Here is a 21144-nt window from a genome sequence, read left to right as displayed (position 1 = left end):
ATTACAGACCCCTTGGTTATAGTTGCTTGCATGAATACGAAAGCAGCAACCATATCCCAACCACTGGCTCGGTCGCGGCACTTCGCCGCTCAGAACCAGCCGTCGTTTCGGGCAATTGCCCGTCCGCTCATTGACATCGTCGTGCCGGTGTTGAATGAGGAGAAGATTCTTCAAAAAAGTATCACGACGCTTGATGAATATATGGCGAAACACTTGCCGTATCGCTACCAAATCACCATCGCGGATAACGGCAGCCAGGACAAGACCCTGGAAATTGCCAATAACTTAGCAAAAAAGCACCAATCGGTGCGGGTAGTAAGTCTGGTGGAGCGTGGTCGGGGGCGAGCGCTCAAACAAGTCTGGCAGAATAGCCCAGCCGACATCTTGACCTATATGGACGTTGATCTGTCGACCAGCTTGGATGATTTTCTGCCGATGATTCAGCCGCTAGTGGCGGGCGAAGCTGGTGTAGCGATTGGTTCGCGGCTGATGAAAGATTCTAGAACCAGTCGTGGTGTGAAGCGGGAGTTCATCTCGCGGTGCTATAACAATATTATCAAATGGACGTCAGGTACTAAGTTTAGCGATGCGCAGTGTGGTTTCAAGGCGATCCGCCGGGATGTCGCTGCAAAATTCTTGCCGAAAATCAAAGACAATGAATGGTTTTTTGACACCGAATTGCTGATCAAAACCGAGCGAGCCGGTGTGCCGATTCACGAGCAACCAGTCACCTGGATTGAAGATACGGATAGCCGCGTGAAAATTGTGAAAACGGCTGTCGATGATCTGAAAGGACTGTACCGCGTCAACAGGGAACTGGACAAACGATCATGGTTGGAGAAGTGGACACTACCGGTGCTGTTGGCGCTGACTGGTGCGCTGTATTTGTTTGGCGCGCTCCATAATGGCATGGCGAATAGTTACTATGCAGCGGCGGTGCAGGCGGCCAGCCGGGATTGGACGGCGTGGTTATTTGGCGGTCTGGACGCGGCCAATTATGTATCGGTTGATAAGCCTCCACTGGCGACGATGGTGATGGGGCTGAGCGCGCGGTTGTTTGGCTTTTCAAGCTTTTCGATGTTGCTGCCAAGTGTGCTAGCGGGCGTTGGTTCAGTGTGGCTAGTCTATGCGGCGGTGAAGCGGCAGTTTGGTTTCACCAGTGCCGTGATTGCTGGAGCAACGCTGATGCTGACACCAGTGGCGGCGCTGATGTTTGGCTTTAATAATCCTGATGCGATTTTGACACTGATGCTGACTGCCAGTGGCTACGCATTTTTACGCTCGCTGGAAGGTAAACGACCACTGTTGTGGCTGGGTCTGGCGGGGTTATTCACGGGACTGGCGTTTAATACCAAGATGCTGCAAGGGTTGATGGTGCTACCGGCGATGGTGCTAGTCTATGTGGTGTTTGCCAAGCCGCCGATCGTCACGCGGTTTCTACACGTGATGTTTGCCGGCGTCATCGCCATGATGTCGACGCTGTGGTGGAGTGTGTTGGTTTGGCTGACACCAGCTGGTAGTCGGCCGTGGGTGGGCAGCACCAATGATAACAACATTTGGAGTTTAATATTTGGCTATAACGGCTTTGGTCGACTGCTTGGCGGGCGTGGTGGAGGCGGTGGCCCAGGTGGTACGCCACCAAGTGGTGGCATGGGCGGTACCGCGATGAACACGGCGGGTAGCGGTACAAACGTAGCGTCGCAAACTATCGCCGCGCAAACTGCAACAGACGGCATCGGCATGGGCGGCGGCCCGGGTGGCCCCGGTGGCGGACATGGCCCAGGTGGTACGGGTTTCGGTGGGCAGACGGGAATTTTCAGGATCTTTAACAATGATTTTGGGCCAAATATTGCTTGGTTGCTAGTCCTAGCCCTGGCGGGCGGTGGATTATTACTGTGGATTCTACGCAAAACACCCCGGACGAATCGTGGTCGGGCAGCAGTAATGTTCTGGATGCTGTGGCTGCTGATTCACGTCGTGATTTTCAGCATGACCAGCGGCGTGATTCATCCGTACTACGTAGTGGTAATGGCGCCAGCGGTGGCGGCACTCGTCGGTATCAGTCTGCCGTTTCTGTGGGGCGCCTATGTCAGGCGCAAACCATATGCGTGGCTCCTGCCGGTGCTGGTCGGTATGACGGCAATAATTGCGGTGATTATCCTCGGTTACGCTGGGACGATGACGTGGCTGATGTGGACGGTTGGGCTATTGGGTATTGTGGGGATGATTGGATTATTAATCAACCTTTACACACCGCGGCGGTGGCTGCAAAACTTAGCAATCATCACTGCCCTAGCTGCCTGCACGCTCGCTCCGACGGTCTATACCCTAGCGACAGTCAACGTCGCACACACTGGTAGCATCCCGACGGCCGGGCCGAGTTCGACGGCGATGCAGGGTAGTAATAATGAAACATCACAGGCGGACAGTCAATTGGTGCAGTATCTTTTGCGGCATCAACATGGCGCAACCTGGCTGGTAGCAGTAGCTAGCGCCAACGAGTCGGCGGCGATTCAGCTGACCAGCGGCCAGCCGGTGATGGCGGTCGGTGGATTTAACGGTAGCGATACACCGCTGACGCTGGAGCAATTTAAGCAATTAGTGAAGGCCGGCAAGGTCAACTATTACGCCATCAGCTCACATGGTCGTGGTGGTGGCCCAGGCGGCGGTAATAATGAAATCACGGCGTGGGTCAAACAGACTGGCACCGTCGTTAATTATGGAGGTAGCGATGTAACACTATACAAGCTGTCCGCAACGTAAACTAACGAAAGGAGAAATTATGGCAATTTCACAAACCAAACAAGCACAGCTCACCACGCCAGAAGCGGCCTATGATCAGCCGTCCGCACCGCGCCCGAATGGTACAAACTCTGGCAAGAATGGGTTAAGCGCCGGGGCGATTACCGGCATGGCGGTCGGTGGCGTCGTGGCCTGCGCGCTCAGCTTTGTCATCGGTATGCAGGTCGGTGGCTCGCAAAATGGTGGCATGAATAATCAGGCTGGTGGCCCGCCGGGTATGAGCCGAAGCCAGAATAGCCAGCAAGGCAGGCCGGGTGGACAAACGGGCGGCATACCTGGTGGTAGCCAGAACCAGACTGGTCAAAGCCCCCAAACGCCAGTGACGCAGAGTAGTAACGGCGCAGCGCAAAATAACCAAACTACCCCGTCGTCACAGACTGGCTCAGCACAGCCGCCAACCACCAGCACCGCGCCGCAGACCGATTAACCAGCGGTGAATCAGCAAAAAGCAGCGTCTGCCTCCTCGGGCGCTGCTTTTTCATGCGGTAATTCTCGCACCAATAACCAACACCCACCCCAAAAAATCTTACAGCGAAATTACAGATTGTTTAGCTATCATATACTCATCACTAACAGAAAGGATGATCATGAACAAGGTGCAAGCAAACGAAATCAACTTAACTACCAACGAGGCGCTGATACTCCAGCAAGTCTACGAAGACGGCGGTGACGATGCGGCCATGCTGGCAGTACAAATGGGCCTGCCGCGTCGAACGGCGATGAATGTGCTGGCGGACTTGCGGCATAAAGGTTTGATGGCAATCGACCAGGCCTATGGTGACGCCTGGGTGCGACTAACCACACGTGGCAAACGGCTGGTGCAGCGAATTTGGCCGGAAGCTCAGGCGATAGCTGCCTAAGTATTACCTATCGGCAACCATGCAGTCATATTGACTACTTCAACCCCCGAAAAGTACTTGATTTGACGTTATCATGCATCGCGTTGTCTCCAAGGAGTTTCTTCATCGTTTTCACATCGTCGGGCTGTCCTGCTACAAGATATTGAGCCTTGTTGCCATATCTATCAATCGCCTGCTTGAAGCGTTCTTGGCTTTGAGAAAGGCTAGCAATGGTCTCATAAGTCATATTGGCTGTTTTGTTTGCTAGCTCTGAGAGTTCCTTGTCAAAGACCTTTACCCCCTTGTCTAGGTGATAGAGCATGATAGGACGTTTACCGGCCCACTGCCTGACAATTGGTCGCATTGCTGAGATACCGACATCAGAGGCGAAGCAAACCAGCGGCTCGCTACCGTCTGTAACTGACAAAGAAGATTCCAGCCAACTCATCTTGACCTGACTACCTGCTGGTAGGCTAGTCAAAGCTTTTTTATAAGGACTACCGCTATTGTGGGTTAGGATAATAATTTCATTATCCTCAGGACTAGAGGCGATACTCAGCCAACGGCTTGTCTGTTCGCCCTTATGATCATTCTTTTCGCCACCCGATGCCGTACTAGGTAGCGTGATCTTGGCATTAGAGCCTGCCTTCCATGTCATAGTATCAGGCTTTGCGAGGCGAATGACATGAAGGTCTCCGCTAGGGTTTTCGATAGATTTGACCGATAACGTTTGGCCTCTCCCTAAGTAGGCGATGACACCCCAAGTGGCAAGGCCTATAACTGTAAGAATAGATATAACGATGATTACCATTTTTTTACTCCTTTTCATGATGTAAAAATCCCTTTAACAAAGTTAGTGGCAAGTATTTCCAGCGTCCTACTGATACCTGGAAAATCGCCTTCAGTGATATGTATATCCATGTAGTAAAACAAATTATAAACCTGTAAAATATCCTGAATATTCTCCTCTGAATATCCTTCTGCTACCATGCGACCAGTAAAGGTCTCGACCAAAAATTGATGGAAGGTATTCGTAGCTTTACCCTTACCCGAAGAATAATAACCACGTAGTGTGCGAGAGACGGCTGGATTATGCCATTCCACCAGGATTTTATTGGACGAAACGAGGCTACGTGACTGTTCAAAAATCTGCCTCACGAGTTCAACCAAATCTTGCTGCCAATCAATGTCGTCCATCATCGCTTGGCGAATGCGATTGTTTTCTTCAATGTACACATCCAGAAAGATAGTTTCTTTGCCGTCGTAGTAGTTGTAGAAAGAACCGACTGCTACCCCAGCACGTTTAGCAATTTCTGAGATACCGGTATCTTTATATCCCTTTTTTGAGAAGACATCATAGGCAGCTATTTTTAATGCTTGTCTTTTATCCAACGCTGGTGACCTCCTTCATGTTAATAATATGAATGAATAATTTTTTATATTCATTCATATCGTATCGAATTATGATTATTGTGTCAATAGAAGAGTGGCTGAGTGGCTGTTGGTAGATTCGTGATGTCCAAGGACTGATGGCAATCAACCGGGTGTACGGTGACGCCTGGGTGCGACTGACCACGCGCGGTAAACGGCTGGTGCAGCGAATTTGGCCAGAGGCACAGGCGATGGCCGTTTAAGGTTTGCCTAATCTAAAGATTTTATTGTAGTTTGGTAGGCATGCCCAGTAGAAACACTTTTATAGGCTGTGCTATAATTTTACTATGACACTGCTGCTGTCTAGAAGTTAAGAAAAACTATAAAAAAGATACAACACTGTAGGAATTATGAAAATCTGGCACTCAGGACGAGAATCAAAATTACTCGACGATATTATCGCCGGGCGGAAGACGGTTGAAGGTCGATTGAATCGCGGAAAGTTTGCCGAGTACCGAGTCGGCGATAAGATTCACCTGCGCCGCGATGTTCGCGATGCCGAAGGAATACTACACGACGGCGAACCAGATCAAGCACGCGTGGAGATTATCGCTATCCGCCACTACAATTCCTTTTTAGAAATGGTGCAGGCCGAGGGTTACCACCGTGTTATTCCGCACGCCACCAGTGCCGAAGCTGCTGCTGCCGAATACAACAAATATTATTCTGCTGCTGACCAAAAACATTATGGCGTGCTAGCAGTGGAAGTTCGCTCATTGCTTTAATCTTTCAGTATGGCTATAATATACCGAAACCATGACGAATTTACTCTCAATCTATTACCATCTCCACGCATAAGCAGGAGGTATTTACTGTTGCGTTTTGCCTCCTGCGGGAGGTTTTTTGCTTGATTAATTTTTAGGAAAGGAAATATATGATACCAGATAGATTACAGCCAGGCGATGAAGTCAGGGTAGTTGCGCCGGCGCGTTCTGCGAGCGATATTGACGAAAGAGTTTTAGATCGGGCGAAAGCGGCGTTAGAGTCACTGGGGCTAACGGTTACGTTTAGTAAAAATGCTTTTTCTCGGAATCAGCAAGGCTGTCCGACGGACGACGAGAAGGTTGAGGATCTACAGGAAGCATTTATGGACGAAAATGTGAAGTGCATTTTGGCGGCGATTGGCGGGTTTAATTCCAATCAGTTGCTTGGTAAAATTGACTGGCAAATTATTAAAGACAATCCGAAGATCTTTGGTGGTTTTTCTGATATTACCGTTCTTAATCACGCGATTTTGGCAAAAACTGGGTTGGTGACCTATGCGATGCCGAATTTCTATTGTTTTGGTTTGCCGCCAGAAGCCGATTATTCGTTGGAGTATTTTCGGTGGTGTTTGTTTGCAGATCAGCCGGCAGAATTGGTCGTTCAGCAATCGGAAACATTTTACGATCTTCCGTGGAATTATGACGAAGCTTCGCCGCGCCAAGCTTTGGAAAATAATGGACCGCGAGTCGTGCAGAGTGGGTCGGCTGAAGGAGTAATGATTGGTGGCAATTTGTGTAGTCTAAACTTGTTGAATGGTACGGAATATTTCCGAAAATTGAAGGCGATATTATTTTGTGTATTGAAGACGATAGCTATGATTCAATTCCCGAAACGTTTGAGCGCTACGTGCAGGCGTTGATGCAACAGCCATTTTTTCGTCAGGTAAAAGCAATTTTGGTTGGGCGTTTCCAATCTGAATCTCGGGCGACCGACGAATATGATTAATGATATCATCCTTTCGAAAAATATTGATCCCACGATTCCGGTGTTGGTCAATCTCGATTTTGGTCACACCGACCCGAAGTTCACGTATCCTGTCGGTGGCAAGTGTAGGATTGTAGCGGGAGATGGTACTAGAATTGTCATTCGTTGCGACGACTAAGCGACTTTTGAGCGAGGAGCTTTCAGCAATTTTTCAGATGTCTGTGCTAAAGTTGAAAAAGAGGATAGTTAGCTAATGAGAATTTTACTAGTAGAAGATGACGTGGCGATTGCCCGGTCGCTGAAGGAAGGCTTGGAAGATGGAGCCTATGCGGTTGATGTAGTCTATGATGGCGACGAGGGGTATCGGACGGCGACGGCGGATGACTATGACGTGATTATTCTTGATGTGATGCTGCCGGAAATGAATGGCTATGAAGTTTGTCGGGCGCTACGTAAAGACGGTAATCAGACGCCGATTTTGATGTTGACAGCGCGTGATGCCGAGCGGGATATTGTCGAAGGTCTGGATATGGGCGCTGATGATTATCTGGCGAAGCCGTTTAGTTTTGAGGTGTTGTTGGCACGTCTTCGCGCTTTGCTGCGTCGTCCGAATGAGAAGCTGGAAGAAGTTTTGCGGGTTGGCGATTTGACGCTTGATCCGAGTTTGAAAAAAGTAACGCGGGCGAATCAGGAAATTAGCCTGACTGCCAAAGAATATGGCGTTTTGGAATATCTGATGCGCAACGCTGGCAAGGTTTTGTCCAAAGAGCAGATCATCTCGCACGTGTGGGACTTTGATGCTGATGTCTTGCCGAACAACGTTGAACTATTCATCATGTTTTTGCGGCGCAAAATTGATTCACACCGTCCCGGGCTTTGGTTATAAACTGGAGGATAAATCATGAAACGACGGCGTGTCAGGCGGTTGGCGTTGAGTTATTTGGCGGTGATTATGACGTTGTCGCTGTTGTTTAGTGTGATTATTTTTGCCATCACCTCGGTGCAACTGAATCGGCCGCTGCCGCCAGGCGAACACACTCAGCAGCCGCCAGAGCTTATTGAGCGTCAATTCAATCGCCGTCTGGAGCAGCGCAACAGCGAGACGCGTGGGTCGGTGATCATATCACTGGCGGCACTGAACGGGGTGATGCTACTGGTTGGCTATTGGCTCAGTCTGTTATTGGCGCGGCGGACGTTGGCGCCGATTGAGCGGGCAATGCGGGCCCAGGTGCAATTTGTGTCGGATGCTAGTCACGAGCTGCGGACGCCACTGACGGCATTGATGACCACCAACGAAGTGGCACTACGCAAAAAAACGCTGGATGAGAAAAAGGCGAGAGCGGTGTTTCAGCGCAATATTGACGAGGTTGAAAAATTGCGTGAGCTGACGGACAATTTATTGCAACTTACCCAGGTCGATAATCAGCAGATTGAAAAACAGGCGGTTGATATGGCGAAACTTGTCCGCGACACGGTTGATCGCTATCAGCCAGTAGCTGACAAAAAATAAGTAGTGCTGGATATGCAAGTGCCATCAGTAACTCATGTGGTCGCAGTCGCGGCGGTGACGCAAATTTTGGGTACGCTGATCGATAACGCCATCAAATATTCGGCGCTAGGCAGTACGGTAGTGATTCGGCTGGACGGACAAACGCTATCAGTCGTCGACCAAGGCATTGGCATTGCCAAAAAAGACCAGGCGAAAATTTTCGACAGATTTTATCGTAGTGATGAAGCGCGTACGCGTGGGCACAGTTCGGGCTATGGACTAGGGTTGGCTATCGCTAAGGCGGTGGCTGACAAAAATGGCTATCAATTGAGCGTCAAGAGTGAACCAGGCCAGGGTTCTACCTTCAGCTTACATTTCTGATAGCTGACCAGTTAATCGCTTACAATTAAATAAAGTTACGTTTTGGTCTGGTGGCGTAAACACCTACCATGTTATATACTGAAACTATAGCAAATGATGACTATAAAAGGAGTCGTTATGAGTGATACTTCACCGATGATATTACACGGGCTGACCAAGCGCTTTGGTTATAAACTAGCAGTCGACAATGTGTCGCTGGAGCTGCGTGAAGGTGAGGTGTTTGGGTTTCTTGGTCCAAATGGTGCGGGTAAAAGCACGACGATTCGGTCGGTGATGGATTTCTTGAGGCCGACGGATGGCTGGGTAGAGTTGCTGGGCGGACAGAGCGTTGAGGAGCGAACGGCGCTTCATGATCAGGTTGGGTATCTAGCGGGCGACATCGCGCTGTATGAAACTATGACTGGTCGGAAATTGCTGAAGTTTTTGACGCAAATGGGTCGAAAGGTTGATTGGCGCTATGTTGATGAATTGGCTGGGCGTTTTGAGGTGCCGCTGGATCGACCGATTCGTCAACTTTCCAAGGGTAATCGTCAGAAGATTGGCCTGATTCAAGCTTTTATGCACCGTCCGAAATTGCTAATTTTGGACGAGCCGACTAGCGGGCTGGATCCGCTGATGAAGCAAGTATTTTACGATTTGGTGCGCGAAGTTTCTGATCAAGGCGCTACGGTGTTTGTCAGTAGTCACGATCTGGCTGAAGTGCAAAAAATTTGTCACCGCGCTGGCTTTATTCGCGATGGAAAATTGATTGCTATTGAACCTATCGCGACCATGAAACACCTGTCGACACACCGTTACATTGTGGTATTTACTAAAAAACCGTCCCTAGTGGCAGCCAGAAAACTGCCATCCATCACCGATGTTCAACGCCGCTGCGACGAATACGAATTCACTGTCAAAGGTGACGCGGAAGAGTTTGTTTCATTCATCGCCGAACATAAACCAAAAGTCCTGCGCGAATCAGAACTAGAATTGGAAGAATTATTCATGCGGTATTATGAAGGCGAGGAGGCAAAGCGATGATGTGGCAGACGGTACGGCAAAATTACAAGTTGCCGCTGTTTTTGGGTGTTGGCATTAGCGTTGTGGCGGTGTTGTTTTCGGCGCTGTTCAATAAATTTAGCGATCAACTAAGTCCGTTCATCGACATGATGCCGGCTGGTATGAAAGCAGTGGTTGGCGATTTGGCGATCGGTACTACGCCAGAAGGCTGGCTGAGTATTGAGCTGTTTCCGCTGGTGGCGATGGTCGGGGTGGTGATTACGGCGATTGTTTTGGGCGCTGGGGTAATTGGCCGGGAAGAAGATTTGGGGACATTGGAGTTGTTGCTTGCTAGTCGACGGACTCGCGTGACGATTGTGCTGCAAAAATATGCGGCGATGGCAGGATTGTTGGTGATTCCTCCCGTGCTACTGTGTATGACCATTGCGTTCATCGGTCCGCTGTTTGATTTTCACCCAAACCTCACGCACGTTGCCGGGGCTTGTGTGAGTTTGTGGTTTTTGGGGCTTAGTTTTGGTAGCCTCACCTTTGTCACTCAGGCAGTGACGGGTAGGCGCGGGCTGGCTGTCGGCGTTGGTAGTCTAATTTTTCTAGGAATGTATGCCCTGTCAATTACCGCCAAGCTGATCGAAAGTTGGAAAGACTACGATGTCTGGTCGCTGATCCATTATTACAATATTCCGGGTACTTTGATGGACGGATTGGACTTAGGAAAATTGGTCGTTTTAGTTTGTGTGAGTTTGGTGGCACTCGGCGTGGCGGTGATCGGATTTTGTCGGCGAGACACGGGGGTGTAATACGGAGACTGTCGTTATAATCTATGATTTGTTGGAGCGTACATGACGAACTCTCATCCGCTGATAATTCTTCGTGGTAATTCTGGTTGCGGTAAAACCAGCACGGCGCGCCTGCTCCAGTGTCAGCTAGGCTACGGCACGATGCTGGTGTCGCAGGATATGGTGCGGCGAGAAATGCTTCGCGTGAAAGACAGTGAAAGCAACCCGGCGATTCAGCTGATTTATGATCTGTGCATGTACGGCAATAACGTTGGTTATACGGTGATTTTGGAAGGTATTTTGAGTCGTAAAAAATACGGCGCGATGCTGCATCGGCTGCTGAATGATTTTCAGGGCGAAAAATTGATTTATTATTTTGACATATCATTTGAGGAAACGGTGCGCCGCCACGCCACTAAGCCAAACGCTCATGAATTTGGCGAATCGGAGATGCGCCAGTGGTGGAAAGATCAGGACGTTTTGGACGTGCCAGGCGAGCAGCGAATTGGCGAGAAGTTGGCTCAGGCAGAAATTGTTGATATGATTTACCGCGACATTTTGGCGTTACCAGAGGGAACAAATACTTCCGCCTCTCATATGTAAATAATACAATGTATTTTCGTTGACAAACGCTATATATCGCGTGTATATTCTATATTAAGCACTAGATATGGTGTTTTAGAAAATAAATAACGTTTTTTGCAACACGAGCCCCTCGGGGAGGTTGGGGCTGGTTTGTTGTTGCCAGAATAAGGAGGGGTATGTATAAATCAATCAAAAAACGCGACGGTCGCACAGTCAAATTTGACCGCAAAAAAATCGAGAAGGCCATTGAGAAGGCGGGCCTGGAGACCGGCGAGTTTGACGCCAAACAGGCCGTTAAATTGACTGACAAGGTGTTGGCGGTACTGGAAACTCGCAACCAAAAACGCTTGCCAGGTGTCGAAGACATCCAGGACGTCGTCGAGGATATTTTGATTGATTCCAAGTTTAAGAAAACCGCCAAGGCCTACATCATTTACCGCGACCAGCATAAAAAACTGCGTGAAATTACATCCAATGCGCACGTCGATTTGATTGATAAATACGTCAACAACTTGGATTGGAAAGTCAAAGAAAATTCCAACATGGGCTATAGTTTGCAGGGACTGAATAATTACGTTTCGGCGGAAATTACCAAGACCTACTGGCTGGATAAGATTTATTCGCCGAAAATCGGCCGGGCGCACAAAGAGGGTGATTTGCATATTCACGACCTGAACCTATTGAGTGTCTACTGCGTCGGTTGGGATCTGATGGATTTACTGCGCCAAGGTTTCACTGGCGTCAAAAACAAGGTTGCCTCCAAACCGGCTAAGCATTTCCGTTCAGCTCTTGGACAGGTGGTCAATTTCTTTTACACTTTGCAGGGCGAGGCGGCTGGTGCTCAGGCATTCTCTGACTTTGATACGCTCTTGGCGCCGTTCATTCGCGCTGATAAGCTGAGTTATGACGAGGTTAAGCAAGCGCTGCAAGAATTTGTCTTTAACGTCAATGTGCCAACGCGGGTTGGCTTCCAGACGCCGTTTACCAACATTACGCTCGATCTGGAATGCCCGAAGCACATGGCTGGCAACCCGGTGATCATCGGCGGCGAGATGCAGGATACTAACTACGGCGATTATCAGGAAGAGATGAATATGCTTAATAAGGCGCTGCTGGAGGTATTGTCTGAGGGCGACGCCAACGGCCGGGTCTTTACCTTCCCGATTCCGACAGTCAACATCACCAAAGATTTCAACTGGGATAATCCGGTCATTGAAAATCTTTGGGAAGCTAGCGCCAAATATGGTATTCCGTACTTCTCAAACTTCATCAATTCCGACATGGATCCAGAAGATGCGCGCTCGATGTGCTGCCGCCTGCGGATTGATAATCGCCAGCTGGAGTATCGCGGCGGCGGCTTGTTTGGCAGTAATCCGATGACTGGCTCGATCGGCGTAGTGACGATTAACTTACCGCGCTTGGCGCTGAAATCAAAGAACGAGAAAGAGTTTTTCAAAGGCCTGGGCGAATTGATGGACATGGCACGCGACAGTCTGGAGACCAAGCGTAAGGTGCTGGAGAAGCTGACCGATTCGGACATCAGCCTGTATCCGTACACCAAGTTTTACCTGCGCGATATCAAAAAGCGTTTCAATGAGTATTGGAAGAATCACTTCTCGACGATTGGCTTGATCGGTACGAATGAGGCAGCGCTGAATTTGCTGGGCGTCGACATTGGTACCGAAAAGGGCAAGGCTTTTGCTGAAAAGACACTTGATTTTATGCGCGATCGGCTGGTGGAATACCAGAAAGAAACGGGCAATAATTATAACCTGGAGGCGACGCCAGCCGAGGGCACGACCTACCGCTTGGCACAGATTGATAAGGCCAGCTTCCCCGACCGAGCGCACTTTGCCAATGGATTGGGCGCGGCGGTCAAACATCCGTTCTATACCAATTCCAGCCACTTGCCGGTCAACTATACTGACGACCTGTTCGAGTTGATGGATTTGCAGGATAATTTGCAAACCAAATACACGGGCGGCACGGTGATTCACTTCTTCCTCGGCGAGCGCATGGATGATCCACAAACGCTCAAGAAATTGGTCAAGACAATTTGCGAAAACTACAAATTGCCGTACTTTACCTTTACGCCGAGCTTCTCGATTTGCGCCAATCACGGTTATATCGTCGGCGAGCACCCGGCTTGCCCGAATTGCGGCGAAAGCACTGAGGTGTACTCGCGGGTGGTTGGTTTCTTGCGCCCAGTTTCCCAGTGGAATAACGGTAAGCAGGCTGAATTTGACATGAGGGAGCATTATGACGATGCCGCCGAACATCAGCGAGCCAACGCCGTCGCTGTCCCAGCTTAAGGTAGCGATCGGCGGGATTCAGAAGCTGTCGCTGGTGGATTATCCAGGGCACGTGGCGGCAGCGCTGTTTCTCTCGGGCTGTAATATGCGCTGCGGTTATTGCCATAATCCTGAACTGGTACTGCCCGAGCGGTTGGCGCCGAGCATTCCAGTTGAGGAGGCGATGATTTTTCTAAAATCACGTGTTGGCAAGTTAGACGGTGTGGTGATTTCTGGCGGCGAGCCGACGGTCAACGAAGATTTGCCGGTGTTGTGTCGGATGATCAAGAGCCTTGGTTTTGATGTCAAGCTAGACACCAACGGCACACACCCAGATATGGTGCGCGGCATGGTCGAGGAGGGGACGATTGATTTCATCGCCATGGATGTCAAGGGTCCGCTGGAAAAATATGTGGAGATTGCGGCGCGGCCGATTGATCTGGAAGCCATCAAGGAGAATGTGCGGCTGATGATTGATTCGGGAATTGGCCATGAGTTTCGGACGACGATCGTTCGCGAGCAGCTGGAAGTCGCGGATTTTGAAAAGATTGGTCAGTTGGTCAAGGGAGCCAAGCGCTTTGCTTTGCAGCATTTTCGCACTGGCACGACGATTAGTCCGAAATTTGCCAATTACCACACCTTTACCGACGAAGAATTCAGAGCTGCCCAAAAAATAATGGAAAGGTACGTTGACGAATGCGTGATTCACTAGCTGTCGAAATTGTGCGGGTGCGCCAGGAAAACCCCGAGGTGACGACACTGTATTTTGTGCGGCCGTTTGATTTTATGGCGGGGCAATATATTACGGTGTTCATTGAAGGCAGTCAGGTGCGTGAAGGTAAGGCTTATAGTATTTCTTCGCGGCCACATGAAGAGTTGATGTCGATTACCGTCAAGGATGTTGGCGGCGAATTTTCGAGTTATCTTTGCTCGCGGCAAGTTGGCGACAAGCTGCAAATCAGTCCTGCTTATGGCGATTTTAATCCGCAAACCGAGCGGCCATTGGTTGGCATTGCGGCGGGTTGCGGCCTCAGCCCGATTTGGAGTATTTTGGCGGATGCCAAGCAGCCGACTTTCCTCTATTTGAGTCAAAAATCGCCAGAATACATGGTGTTCTCGGAAGAATTAGCAGCGTCGAATATTACGGTCAAAAAATTCAGTACTCGTCAGCAGGTTGAGGAACGAGACGGCTGGCATAACGGGCGGTTTGAGGTGGCGAAGATTGTGAGTGAAGTGCCGAGTGAGGCGCACTTTCTGGTTTGTGGCAGCTTGCCATTTGTACGCGATGTTTGGCAAAAGCTAACCGCCGCTGGCGTCGATGAATCACATATTTCAACGGAGACATTTTTTGAGCAATGATTGGGGCGACGAGTACAGCAGAAGTATCACCGACAGGAATTGACGGTGATAATTTTGACGTATTTTCGTCGCTAAGAGACGGTGCTAGCAGTGAGGATTTTTCGTCTGGCATTGGCGAAACGGTGGCTGATAGTGTTGAGCAGTTTGATTTGGTAGCGGTGGCCAGCGGTGAGGCAGAACTCAATACTGTTACAAACAGCAAACCCGAATCAAAAGAAACATCAGCACCAGTCAATCCCGAGCAGTGTCAAAAGTATGGGACGATTGCTTGTATTGGCTGCGGTCTCAGACAATTTTGTGAAGAGCGTCAAGCCGCAATGATGGCAGGCAATACTGAACTTCAATCCGGGGAACAGCTAAGCACCCTAGAGCAATTACTCCGAGAAGACGACGCGCCGGGCGAGATTGTCTGGGCACAGCCCTTACCTGACGACTTTGATGGTGAGGAACTGCCAGTTGCTGATGGTCCAAGAGTGGTTGAAACTAGCGCCGACAAGCCAGATGGGCCAACTGAGAAGATCACGCCGCAGGAACAAGAAAGTAAAGCTTCGACTAGCAAGCCAGTCGAAGTTTCGGGCGAAGATATGGATACTGAAGCGGCAGAAGCGCCATTCTTTGGATTAAAAATGGCTCCAGAAACTATCGCTGACGATATTAAAGATGTCGGGGAATCTCGGCCAGAAAGTGCTAGCGAAGTGCCTGTCAATACATCTGGCAAGGAACAGTTTACCGAACCAACAGAGGAAAATCGTCCGTCGATAGAAATAAAACAGCAGACTTCTGCTATTATCTCTGACGCAGTAGACAAAGAAAACCAGCAGCCGGTATTCCAATCTCCAGACATACCAACCCAAACGCAAACGAAAACTGTGCCGTCATCGCCGGGGGTAAGCGAGGATACTCAAACTGGTGATGAGAGTTGCAATCCGCTGGAAAATGAAACTGTTTACCCTACGGCTAGTGAGGATAAGGTTGCTGCTAGTGTTGTGGAAAATACATATGATGGCGATGAAACTACTGCGCCGTCAAGCGTAAAAACACCATCAATTGAACGCCAAAAAGAAAAAGTTTTTGTTATAACAGGGTCAGAATCGGCCAATTCTGAGCCGAGCCGAGCAGCAGAAAATGATGAAAGTACTACGCCAGTTTCCGAGCAGCAGCACTTGGCAGCGCAGTTTGAGGCGGTAAAGGTGGATGAATCTGCGACCACGGGACCAATTGATAATTCTGGCACGAAAGCATCAACAGACGCTCAACCTAGCGAGATTAGTATAGATGCGGCGCCGGATTATAATAATTTTGTCGAATCGACCGATGGCGTTGATGTCGAACAGCCCAAGCATGTAATTCCAACCGCATCTAATGTGTCGCCATATCAGGAGCAAGAGGACGCCGTTAATGTGTCGGCGGAATACGAAACAAACGAGACATCTACTGAAAAGATGGTTAATGCGGCCGCATTAATTCCAGCGAAAGAGCAGCCTGATCAGCCGGTGATTGTGTCATTATCAGCTCAAGATATCGTTGAATATGGCGAGGACAACGAAGCTTGGGCTGAGGAGGATATGGTGTTTTTTGTCGAACAACAAGCGCCAGTAGTAGAGCCGGGAGTATCTTCGGCTGAAGTGGTGACGATTGCGCTGCCAATGGAGGCAACTACGGTGCGTGAAGAAGTCGATGATTTGAAACTCTCTGTAGACGACGAGATTGGTGTTGATATGGATTCCGCGGGGCAATTGGACAATTCTAAGGCGGTATCAGTTCCTAAAATCACCAATGATTATGAGCCAGAGGGGCAGATAGTTATTCCTGCCTCGCCGGCTATTGAGCTAATACCTGATTTCGAGCTGGATGAGCCAGCAGTGGAAATTTTAGAGGAGCGCATCATGCCTCGCGAGGAGCGTGACAATATGACTGTAAAAACATCGGAAAAAAGTGATTTGTTGCGCCTGGATGCTGAAGTTGAAACTATAACTATGGATACTAGCAGCATAGAATCAGTCGTCGATTTGTCTGAAGAGCAAGAAGAACTTACTGCTACTGAAGTGTCTGAGGCGGTAGAATCTGAAGTGGACGAACAGAATGATTTGGCGGTTGACAGCGCGGTTGACAGTTACGGTTATAATAGCGAAACGAGTGCCGTGAGTGACAATGTTTTGGTCGTAAAAAGCTGTCAATCCCCTGGCCTATGGCCGGACGACAGCCAGCTCAATCCGGAGGAAGAATTCACGACAACAACTCAATCAAGTGCAGACGACAGCTCATTAGTATCGCGGCTGGTTGGCATGTTTGTAGTGGCGATGTGCGTGGTGCGCGGCCGACAGTCAGTGAAAGTTTAGTAAACACATCGCCTAAAGAAGCAGCAATGAAGTAGTATAATTAGATATATGAAAGCGCTGCAAACTAACATTAAATTATTCTTATATACGCCAAACAAATTCTTTGAGATACCTAATTTTCAACGCCCTTATTCTTGGACAGCCGATAATGTCCAAATGTTTTTAGACGACCTTGAAGAGGTGAAGCGTGGAGATAAGAAACACTATTTTGGCAGTATCGTATATATAAACGATGGTAACCGAAGCGTTATTATCGATGGCCAGCAGCGTGCGACGACAGTTTTGCTGATGATCACTGCAATTTACCATTTAGCGTTAGAGTCACCTGAAAAGCTTAGACTGGTAGCCGAGCAAATCAAGGACGAATATTTATATAACAGATATGCAAAACAATATGATTCGGAGGAAAATCGGATTAAGCTTCGGGCGGTAACTACCGACAATAAAATATTTGAGAAAATATTTAGCCAGGCAGAACTGACAGAATATGAGAAGAAAAGTAATTTGTATAAATCCTACCTCCAATTCTACGACTACTTTAGAAATCGTGATCATTTAGAACAATATATTGATACGCTTGATGACTTCGAGATTGTCACGATTGTTCTAGACAAAGATGACGATAATCCACAAAAAGTTTTTGAAAGTATTAACTCAACTGGCAAGCCATTGACAGATGGCGACAAAATCCGAAACTTCTCGTTAATGTTGCGCACTTCAGAAAAACAAGATTATGTTTTGACTAGTTATTGGCAGTATATTGAAACGTACCTAACCGATCCGCAGCGTGATGACATCACCGACTTCTTCCGTGTCTATTTGATTGCCAAGAACCAATCGGTCGTGAATACTGATAAGGTGTATCCAGAGTTTAAAAAAGCTTTTTCTAATAATATTTCTGATGATCAGTCATATGAATCGCTTGACGAATTTTACGGCGAGATTTTGAGAATACTAAAATATTATCGCTTTCTAAAGTTTGGCATAGACGAAAATAATGAATTTGCAAGACTTAGTTCGGTGGCATTTACAATGCGCTATCTGAGAATTGAAGCATTCTTTCCGTATGCTGTATCAGTCATGAAATATTGGCAAGATGGACATTTGTCTGATGATGAAATTGCTGAGGTGTTTGATGTGTTACGCGTCTACTTTTCGCGGCGTATCGTTATCAACTTATCGACAACAGGCTTAGGTAAATATTTCGCCGGATTACACAGAAGTATATTGTCAATTGCTGAGCAGGACAATGCCGTATATCTTGAAGTGCTGAAATATACCGTACTTTCGAAAAACAGGCAGATCCGATTGCCCCGAGATAATGAAATAGAAACAGCGATAAAAGCAAACTTTACCTATAATCAGCGCTCTTCCAATGTCATGTATTTGTTAACTGCGGTTGACGATGAGTCTAAGGACGTGTCATTGCTGAAACAGATTAATAACAAAGAGCTACACCTAACGATTGAACATATTATGCCGCAAACCATGACCAATACTTGGCGGGATGAGCTCGGTGACCGTGCCGATGAAATTCATGGCATATATTTGCATGGGCTAGCGAATTTGACATTGACGGGATATAACTCTGAATATTCAAACAAGAGTTTCCGGGAAAAGCGTGATATGCCAGACGGGTTTGCTGATAGCCCGCTTAAGATTAATAGGACTGTTGCTAAATATAGTACCTGGAATGAGAAGACTATACTGGAACGTCAGCAGTGGTGGATTGATAAAATAATTAAAATTTGGCCGCTGCCAACAAGTACGTTTGAACCGCCAATACTTGACACGAAAGTTAATATTTTCGACGATATTGATTTTACAGGCGCAGCGGTAAAAATATTCTATATCGGTGACGATTCTTATCCAGTAACGAGCTGGTCGCAAATTCTTGGCGTCTATTGTGAGTATCTGTACGACGAGAACCCTGATTTTACTGATCAGATTATGAATAGCGAAAAGACGAAAAATTGGATTAGTAATGATTCTAAAAGATTTTTTAATTCCGTAAAGATTCACGACACAGGGCTTGTGGTTGACGTAGCAACAAATACGAATCAAAAAATACGGCTCATGCGCGAACTGGCGGAGATGTTTAATGTTGATAAAATCTCTATCAATGTTGAATTGACAAAGCCGATTGAACAGTAGGTATGTGTGCGGTCTGACACTTTAGCTTAGTTGGGGTGCTTGCTATACTGTCTATATGAGAATCTCTGACCGTCATCCGTTGGATCGTCCCCGCGAGAAATTGGCGCGCTATGGTACGGCGCGGCTGAGCGACTTGGAATTGTTGATGGCGATTATCGGCAGCGGCAATGCTCGGGCGGATGTCGGTAAAATTGCGCGCGAGGTGCTGAAAATTGTGCGTCAAAAAGGCGGCGATGTTTCGTATGATGATCTGCATGGCGTAGTTGGCTTGGGTGATGCGAAAATTCCGGTGATTCTGGCGAGTTTGGAGCTGGCGCGGCGGTATTTGCTGGATAGCGACCAGCCAATCATTGACAGCCCAGAAAAAGTCGTCGAGCTGCTGGTCGACATTCGCGACAAAAAGCAGGAATACTTTGTTTGCCTGACGCTGGATGGTGCGAATCGTTTGATCGCCAAGCGGGTAGTGACTATCGGCACACTGACTGCCAGCCTAGTACACCCGCGCGAGGTCTTCGCCGACGCCATCGCCGACCGCGCGGCCAGCATCATCGTGGCGCATAATCATCCGAGCGGGAGTTTGGAGGCGAGTCAGGCTGATAAAGATGTCACGAATAGGCTAGCAGAAGCGGGAAAATTGCTCGGTATTACGCTTAATGATCATATTATTGTTACGAAAACTGACTATGTAAGCATTATCTATAAAAAGGATGAGCAGTAACTAACTATATAACAAAATGTTAAGAAATAAATTAACAGACTATGGAATATAACAGATTAATATGAGAGAAAAATGTTAAAAAGTGTTGACTGAAATTTAACAAACATATATAATGCAGGTATGAATCCTCTTAAATCTATCAACCCATCATTTAACTCAGAATTGGTGAGTGAACTATTTAATTTGGAGAAAATTCGCTATACCCATTTAGGGGGCACGACTCCGCCATGGCTATTCTTTGATTTGAGAGAGATTATGTACATATTAGAAAGTGTCGCGTCTGCTCGAATTGAAGGTAATCGTACAACGGTGGTTAGTGCCGCCATGGATTCATTGAGTAATGATGAAAAGCCCAGCGACGAAAACCTTCAAGAGCTTCGCAACATCAGGAAGGCGATAGATTTTATTGAAGAGACTTTTGATGGAGATGACAGTCAACAAATTACTCCTTCCTTTATTCGTGAAGTTCAGAAAATAGTTGTTACTGATTTAAAGCACGATGGTAGTAAGTGGCCTGGAGATTGGCGAAGTTGCTCAGTACATATTAAAAAAAGCGATCATGAGCCGCCAAATCATATAGAGATACCCCGGCTTATTCAGGAGTTATGCGACTATATTGCTGATGATAATGATAACAAAATGGATATTATCAAAATTGCTCTTGCACACCATCGACTAGCCGCAATACACCCATTTGATAATGGAAACGGTAGAACGGCAAGGCTTGTCACGTATGCGATGCTTATTAAGGCTAAATTTATCAACAAAACTATGCGGACTATTTTAAATCCTTCGGCTATTTTTTGTATGGATCGTCAAGAATACTATAATAAATTGGCTGCAGCAGACTCTGGCAAGGAAGAAGCATTAGAGGATTGGTGTCTATATGTCGCACGGGGCATAGCTAGTGAGATGGTCAGGGTGAATAAACTATTAGATCGTAATTATGCTGTGCCAAATATAATAGAGCCAGCATTAAAAAGCGCCCTTGATAGTCAATTTATATCTGCAGAAGAGCATGAGATTTTAAAGATAGCCATGCAAAAAGACCTAATTCAAGCACAAGACGTAAGACACCTATTTGGACCAACCGCCTCTGCTGCGGTGCAGACGTCTCGTGTTTTGACGAATATGAGAGACAAAGGATTGCTCATGGTTCATCCTGACTACCAAAAGAAGTACGTTATGAGGTTTGCTAATAACTATTTATTAAGAGATGTGTTGTTGGCTATGGATAGAAATGGTTTATTAGTAGTAAAAAATGAAGCAACAGAATAAAGAGAAAAAAC

22 protein-coding genes are annotated in these 21144 nt (G+C 47.7%); 20 read left to right on the top strand and 2 right to left on the bottom strand.

Translation table 11 applies throughout. The features are described from left to right. Nucleotides 1-30: 30 nt before the first annotated feature. The 3 genes from FBF28_04380 (at nucleotide 31) to FBF28_04370 (ending at nucleotide 3662) form a co-directional block, all read left to right on the top strand. Entirely contained in the window at nucleotides 31-2763 is a 2733-nt protein-coding gene (locus FBF28_04380) for a glycosyltransferase (protein ID QJU08762.1), read from the top strand. Nucleotides 2764-2782: 19 nt separating this feature from the next. Next, complete coding sequence (locus FBF28_04375) at nucleotides 2783-3229, top strand: hypothetical protein (protein QJU08761.1); 447 nt, start codon at nucleotides 2783-2785, stop codon at nucleotides 3227-3229. A 160-nt stretch (nucleotides 3230-3389) separates the two neighbouring features. Next, nucleotides 3390-3662 carry a hypothetical protein gene (locus FBF28_04370; protein ID QJU08760.1) on the top strand — a complete coding sequence of 91 codons (273 nt, stop codon included), beginning with the start codon at nucleotides 3390-3392 and terminating at the stop codon, nucleotides 3660-3662. A gap of 34 nt (nucleotides 3663-3696) precedes the next feature. On the opposite strand, the gene FBF28_04365 is transcribed toward FBF28_04370, so the two are convergent. Continuing rightward, on the bottom strand, nucleotides 3697-4470 hold the full coding sequence (locus FBF28_04365) for a ferredoxin reductase (protein QJU08759.1): 774 nt from the start codon (nucleotides 4468-4470) through the stop codon (nucleotides 3697-3699). Further along, a complete protein-coding gene (locus FBF28_04360; GenBank protein QJU08758.1) occupies nucleotides 4467-5033 on the bottom strand; it encodes a TetR/AcrR family transcriptional regulator in 567 nt (188 codons plus the stop codon). The genes FBF28_04365 and FBF28_04360 overlap by 4 nt, the downstream gene beginning before the upstream one ends. A 389-nt stretch (nucleotides 5034-5422) precedes the next feature. On the opposite strand from FBF28_04360, the gene FBF28_04355 reads away from it, so the two are divergent. The 17 genes from FBF28_04355 to FBF28_04275 all read left to right on the top strand — a co-directional run bounded on the left by FBF28_04355 (nucleotide 5423) and on the right by FBF28_04275 (nucleotide 21133). Then, complete coding sequence (locus tag FBF28_04355; GenBank protein ID QJU08757.1) at nucleotides 5423-5797, top strand: ASCH domain-containing protein; 375 nt, start codon at nucleotides 5423-5425, stop codon at nucleotides 5795-5797. 149 nt (nucleotides 5798-5946) lie between these two features. After that, complete coding sequence (locus FBF28_04350) at nucleotides 5947-6696, top strand: hypothetical protein (protein ID QJU08756.1); 750 nt, start codon at nucleotides 5947-5949, stop codon at nucleotides 6694-6696. Beyond that, on the top strand, nucleotides 6600-6782 hold the full coding sequence (locus tag FBF28_04345; protein ID QJU08820.1) for a hypothetical protein: 183 nt from the start codon (nucleotides 6600-6602) through the stop codon (nucleotides 6780-6782). The genes FBF28_04350 and FBF28_04345 overlap by 97 nt, the downstream gene beginning before the upstream one ends. Continuing rightward, on the top strand, nucleotides 6775-6939 hold the full coding sequence (locus FBF28_04340; GenBank protein ID QJU08755.1) for a hypothetical protein: 165 nt from the start codon (nucleotides 6775-6777) through the stop codon (nucleotides 6937-6939). The genes FBF28_04345 and FBF28_04340 overlap by 8 nt, the downstream gene beginning before the upstream one ends. 75 nt (nucleotides 6940-7014) lie before the next feature. Beyond that, the gene (locus FBF28_04335; GenBank protein ID QJU08754.1) at nucleotides 7015-7647 is read left to right on the top strand and encodes a response regulator transcription factor; all 633 of its coding nucleotides are present in this window, start codon (nucleotides 7015-7017) and stop codon (nucleotides 7645-7647) included. Between the two features lie 15 nt (nucleotides 7648-7662). Further along, entirely contained in the window at nucleotides 7663-8271 is a 609-nt protein-coding gene (locus tag FBF28_04330) for a hypothetical protein (GenBank protein QJU08753.1), read from the top strand. A 12-nt stretch (nucleotides 8272-8283) separates the two neighbouring features. After that, nucleotides 8284-8631: a sensor histidine kinase gene (locus tag FBF28_04325; GenBank protein ID QJU08752.1), complete on the top strand. Its 348-nt coding sequence runs from the start codon at nucleotides 8284-8286 to the stop codon at nucleotides 8629-8631. A gap of 93 nt (nucleotides 8632-8724) precedes the next feature. Further along, entirely contained in the window at nucleotides 8725-9654 is a 930-nt protein-coding gene (locus FBF28_04320; GenBank protein ID QJU08751.1) for an ABC transporter ATP-binding protein, read from the top strand. After that, on the top strand, nucleotides 9651-10430 hold the full coding sequence (locus tag FBF28_04315) for a hypothetical protein (protein QJU08750.1): 780 nt from the start codon (nucleotides 9651-9653) through the stop codon (nucleotides 10428-10430). Before FBF28_04320 ends, FBF28_04315 begins: the two co-directional genes overlap by 4 nt. A 42-nt stretch (nucleotides 10431-10472) precedes the next feature. After that, nucleotides 10473-11012: a uridine kinase gene (locus FBF28_04310; GenBank protein QJU08749.1), complete on the top strand. Its 540-nt coding sequence runs from the start codon at nucleotides 10473-10475 to the stop codon at nucleotides 11010-11012. Between the two features lie 158 nt (nucleotides 11013-11170). Further along, nucleotides 11171-13306: a ribonucleoside triphosphate reductase gene (locus FBF28_04305; GenBank protein QJU08748.1), complete on the top strand. Its 2136-nt coding sequence runs from the start codon at nucleotides 11171-11173 to the stop codon at nucleotides 13304-13306. Beyond that, complete coding sequence (locus FBF28_04300; protein QJU08747.1) at nucleotides 13254-13997, top strand: anaerobic ribonucleoside-triphosphate reductase activating protein; 744 nt, start codon at nucleotides 13254-13256, stop codon at nucleotides 13995-13997. The genes FBF28_04305 and FBF28_04300 overlap by 53 nt, the downstream gene beginning before the upstream one ends. Continuing rightward, complete coding sequence (locus tag FBF28_04295; GenBank protein ID QJU08746.1) at nucleotides 13982-14644, top strand: hypothetical protein; 663 nt, start codon at nucleotides 13982-13984, stop codon at nucleotides 14642-14644. The genes FBF28_04300 and FBF28_04295 overlap by 16 nt, the downstream gene beginning before the upstream one ends. Next, nucleotides 14641-16983, top strand: coding sequence for a hypothetical protein (locus tag FBF28_04290; protein ID QJU08745.1), 2343 nt, complete (start codon nucleotides 14641-14643; stop codon nucleotides 16981-16983). Before FBF28_04295 ends, FBF28_04290 begins: the two co-directional genes overlap by 4 nt. 48 nt (nucleotides 16984-17031) lie before the next feature. Further along, on the top strand, nucleotides 17032-19137 hold the full coding sequence (locus FBF28_04285) for a DUF262 domain-containing protein (GenBank protein QJU08744.1): 2106 nt from the start codon (nucleotides 17032-17034) through the stop codon (nucleotides 19135-19137). A 55-nt stretch (nucleotides 19138-19192) separates the two neighbouring features. Then, entirely contained in the window at nucleotides 19193-19855 is a 663-nt protein-coding gene (gene radC / locus FBF28_04280; GenBank protein ID QJU08743.1) for a DNA repair protein RadC, read from the top strand. A gap of 120 nt (nucleotides 19856-19975) precedes the next feature. Beyond that, a complete protein-coding gene (locus FBF28_04275; GenBank protein QJU08742.1) occupies nucleotides 19976-21133 on the top strand; it encodes a Fic family protein in 1158 nt (385 codons plus the stop codon). Nucleotides 21134-21144: the final 11 nt, after the last annotated feature.

The sequence above is a fragment of the Candidatus Saccharibacteria bacterium oral taxon 488 genome (assembly GCA_013099195.1).
Taxonomy (GTDB): Bacteria; Patescibacteriota; Saccharimonadia; order Saccharimonadales; family Saccharimonadaceae; genus Nanosynbacter.
The sequence above is the reverse complement of the archived record's forward strand: the minus strand, read 5'-3'. Positions and strand labels throughout refer to the sequence as shown.